At 66.6% G+C, this 3,819-nt stretch carries 2 protein-coding genes and 1 pseudogene; all 3 read left to right on the top strand.

Features of this window, described 5'->3' with window-relative positions:
• Positions 1 to 779: 779 nt before the first annotated feature.
• Positions 780 to 1,027, top strand: a pseudogene (locus K228_RS27950) (helix-turn-helix domain-containing protein); the annotation flags it as partial.
• Between the two features lie 53 nt (positions 1,028 to 1,080).
• Positions 1,081 to 2,439, top strand: coding sequence for an MBL fold metallo-hydrolase (locus K228_RS0124140; protein WP_025620679.1), 1,359 nt, complete (start codon positions 1,081 to 1,083; stop codon positions 2,437 to 2,439).
• Between the two features lie 73 nt (positions 2,440 to 2,512).
• Positions 2,513 to 3,718, top strand: a complete 1,206-nt coding sequence (locus tag K228_RS0124135; protein ID WP_025620678.1) for an NAD(P)/FAD-dependent oxidoreductase — start codon at positions 2,513 to 2,515, stop codon at positions 3,716 to 3,718.
• The last annotated feature ends 101 nt before the right edge of the window (positions 3,719 to 3,819 follow it).

Genomic DNA, 3,819 nt, shown 5'->3' with positions numbered 1-3,819 from the left:
GTGTGCGATGCCGCCGTGCAGGTCAGCGGGGTTCCAAGGCTTGGGTTGGCTTCAAGGTCTTGACGATTGTGATCGGTGGTGGGGTAACGGTTCGTGTTGCCCCTCGGACACGTACAGTTACCCCACAGTAGTCAGCGTCGGGCTTGGCCTCGACGCTGATTTTGTTTTGGCCGGGGTTGTAGGTGAGGGCGAGCCGTAGCTCGCGGTAGACCGTGCGTTTGTCCTCGCTGCGGGCGTCGCGCAGGGTGTTGCGGATGTTGTCGAAGCTGCCGACGAGGCGTCGGATGTCTTCCTCGGTGAGACGGTCAGGAGCCTGTATCTGTGCGGTTGCGGTGTCACGTTGGGCGAGGGCCGCGGCGCGCGGGGCGTTGACCTGGGCGATCCAGGTGGCGATGGTGGTGGCGTCACCTCCGGCGTCTGCGATGGCCCATTTTCCGCCGGGCGGTCGCTCGTGGCGCCTGTGTTGGCACCGGTTGACCCAGGCGCGACATCCGCTGGAGGAGGAGCCTCCACGCCGCCTCTGGCGACAGTTGACTATTCCAGCCACCGATCCTGATGTGACGTGCTGGGTGAAGAACGACCGCACCTGCTGTTCGTCCGCGACACCGCCGTCGTGTCAGTTGTCAGTAAAGGCCCTGGTCGTCGCGCGGACAGCCTGCGGGCACATGAATATTGTTTCCGGCGTTCCTGGTTGCGCTGAGCTAACCCCTGGGTGACCCTATGGGTGTGATGTTCATGTAGTTCGATGTTTCGCTCGCGAGGAGCGGAAAGGCGGCGCCATGAGCCAGACCCCGCGGACGCTTCAGCCAGCACTGTCCGAGCGCCACTCTTTCGGAGCTGAACTGCGTTCGCCGCGCGGACGCGCGAACCTCTCGCGGGCGCGGCTGAGCGTCATGATCCGGTTCGGTGCGGACCTAGTGTGTCGCGTGGAAACGGTCGACCGGTTCCCCTCCTGTGAGTTCGCCGAGGCCTGCGACAAGGCGTTGGCGACCGGGTGCCCCGATGCGTCTGCTACCGCTGCTCGAATATCAATATCTGACGGACGGACATTCGCATCTTCGCCAAGGAGGGGTTGACCCCGTGGTGGACGTGGCAGTGGTGCAGACCAGCGAGCTCGGTGACCGCAGCTACATCGCCCACGACGGGCACCTCGCGATCGTGGTTGATCCGCAGCGTGACCTGGACCGCTTGCAGGCGGTGCTCAACGAGCGCGGGCTGCGCTGCGCGATGGTGCTGGAGACGCACATCCACAACGACTACGTCTCCGGCGGCCTGCAACTGGCGCATCAGCACAACGCGCCGTACGCGGTCAACGCCGCCGACGAGGTGGCGTTCGAGCGGCACGGCGTCGCTGATGGTGACGAACTGTCGGTGGGAGGCATGCGAGTGCGGGTGGTTGCGACCCCGGGACACACCGATACTCACCTGGCCTTCGTGATTAGCGGTGGCCCCGGGCCGGCGGCAGTATTCACCGGCGGCTGCCTGCTCTACGGCAGCGTTGGGCGCACCGACCTGGTCGACCCGGCCCGCACGGAGGAACTGACCCGGGCCCAGTATCGCTCGGCACACCGCCTCGTCGACCTGCTCGACGACGACGCCAGGATCTTTCCGACCCACGGATTCGGCAGCTTCTGCTCCGCCGGATCCAGGTCCGGCGGCGAGGACAGCACCGTCGGGCAGGAGAAAACCCGCAACGACGCGTTCACCGCGACGAACGAGGACACATTCGTGGCGCAGCTGGTCGCCGGTCTCACCGCCTACCCGGCCTACTACGCGTACATGGGTACCCGTAACCGTGCTGGCGCCGGACCTGTCGACCTGTCCGCACCGCAGCAGGTCAGTCCAACTGAACTGCGGGAACGGATCAGCGCCGGGGAGTGGGTGGTCGATCTGCGCGACCGTACCGCGTACGCCGCCGAGCACCTCGTCGGCACCATCAGTATCGCCCTGAGCCAGCAGTTCGCCACGTACCTCGGCTGGCTCATTCCCTGGGGCATGCCGCTCACCCTGATCGGTGAGACCCCGCAGCAGATCACCGACGCGCAACGCCAACTCGTGCGCATCGGCATCGACCGGCCGGACGGCGCCGCCACGGGCAAGCTGCGCGACCTGGCCGACGGCGTGGCCACCCGCAGCTACCGGCGGATCACCTTCGCTGGACTCGCCGCAGCCCAGCAGGCCGGGGAGGCCCTGACCCTGCTCGACGTGCGGCGCGCCGACGAACGCGCCCTTGGCGCGATTCCCGGCTCGGTGCACATTCCGCTGCACTGCCTGCTGGATCGGCTCGGTGACGTTCCACCCGGCCCGCTTGCGGTGCACTGCGCCAGCGGGTTCCGGGCCGGCATCGCCGCCAGCCTGCTCGACCGTGCCGGCCACGACGTCGTCCACATCGACGACGAGTACGCCGTCGCTGTCACCTCCGGTCAGGCCACCGGCTGAACAACCTGACCGACCCCATGCCGCCGAGGGAGCGCCACCCCGCCGACGGCCTCACCCACACGGAGGCACCGTCATGACCGCACCGGCCGTTCACCATCGCATCCTCATCGTCGGCGGCGGCAGCGCCGGCATCGATGTCGCCGCCCGGCTCCACCGGGCGAGAGTCCCCGACATCAGCCTCATCGATCCCGCAGAAACCCACTACTACCAGCCGCTGTGGACCTTGGTCGGTGGCGGATGCGCCAAGGCTAAGGAGAGCGCCCGCCCGCAGGCGTCGGTCATGCCGAAGGGCATCGCCTGGATCAAGGACGCCGCGCACACCATCGACCCGGACCAGCAGACGGTCACCACCGCCGGTGGGATCCGGGTCCGCTACGACCATCTCGTCGTGTGCCCCGGCATCCAACTCGACTGGGACAAGATCCCCGGCATGGCGGCGGCCATGGACACTCCGATGGTATCCAGCAACTACACGTACGCCACGGCGCCGAAAACGTGGGAACTGATCCGAAACCTGCGCTCCGGGACCGCGGTGTTTACCATGCCCGTCGGGCCGATCAAATGTGCCGGCGCCCCACAGAAGATCGCTTACCTGGCCGCGGACCACTGGCGTCGACAAGGCGTTCTCAAGGACATCCGGGTTGTGCTCGTGCTGCCCACCCCAACCATGTTCGGCGTCCAGGTCTTCGCTGATGAACTCGAACGCGTCGCCGCCCGGTACGGCATCGAGGTCCACAAGAACAGCGAGCTCGTCGAAGTCGACGCCGACAGTCGCCAGGCGGTGATCGCCGATCACAACAACCGCAGTGGACAAACCATCGGCTACGACCTCATGCATGTTGTACCACCACAGTCAGCCCCCGACTGGCTCAAGCAGACCGCCCTGGCAGACCCCGAAAGCCCGGCCGGCTACGCCCACGTCGACCGGAACACCCTGCAGCACACCCGATATCCGAACGTGTTCGCCCTCGGCGACGCCGCGTCCACTCCGAATTCCAAGACCGGTGCCGCGATCCGCAAACAGGCACCGGTGGTGGCCCGCAATCTCATCGCCACGATCAGGGGCGAGCCGCTGCCGGCGGCATATGACGGGTACGCATCCTGCCCGCTGACCACGGCCCGCAACAAGATGCTGCTCGCCGAGTTCGACTACACCATGCATCCCGCACCCAGCATTCCGTTCCTCGACACCACCCACGAACGCACCGACATGTGGTACCTCAAGCGCTACGGACTGCCGGCCCTCTACTGGAATCTCATGCTTCGCGGCCGTGCCTGAGGCCCGCGGGGGACTGTGGCGTTTTCCGTGTTTGGCCGTTGGGTGTGATCGAGGTTGTTAGATGGTGATCCGGTCGCCGTAGGCGAGGATCAGGGCGTTGA

Source organism: Salinispora cortesiana, assembly GCF_000484695.1.
Lineage (GTDB): Bacteria > Actinomycetota > Actinomycetes > Mycobacteriales > Micromonosporaceae > Micromonospora > Micromonospora cortesiana.
The sequence above is the reverse complement of the archived record's forward strand: the minus strand, read 5'-3'. Positions and strand labels throughout refer to the sequence as shown.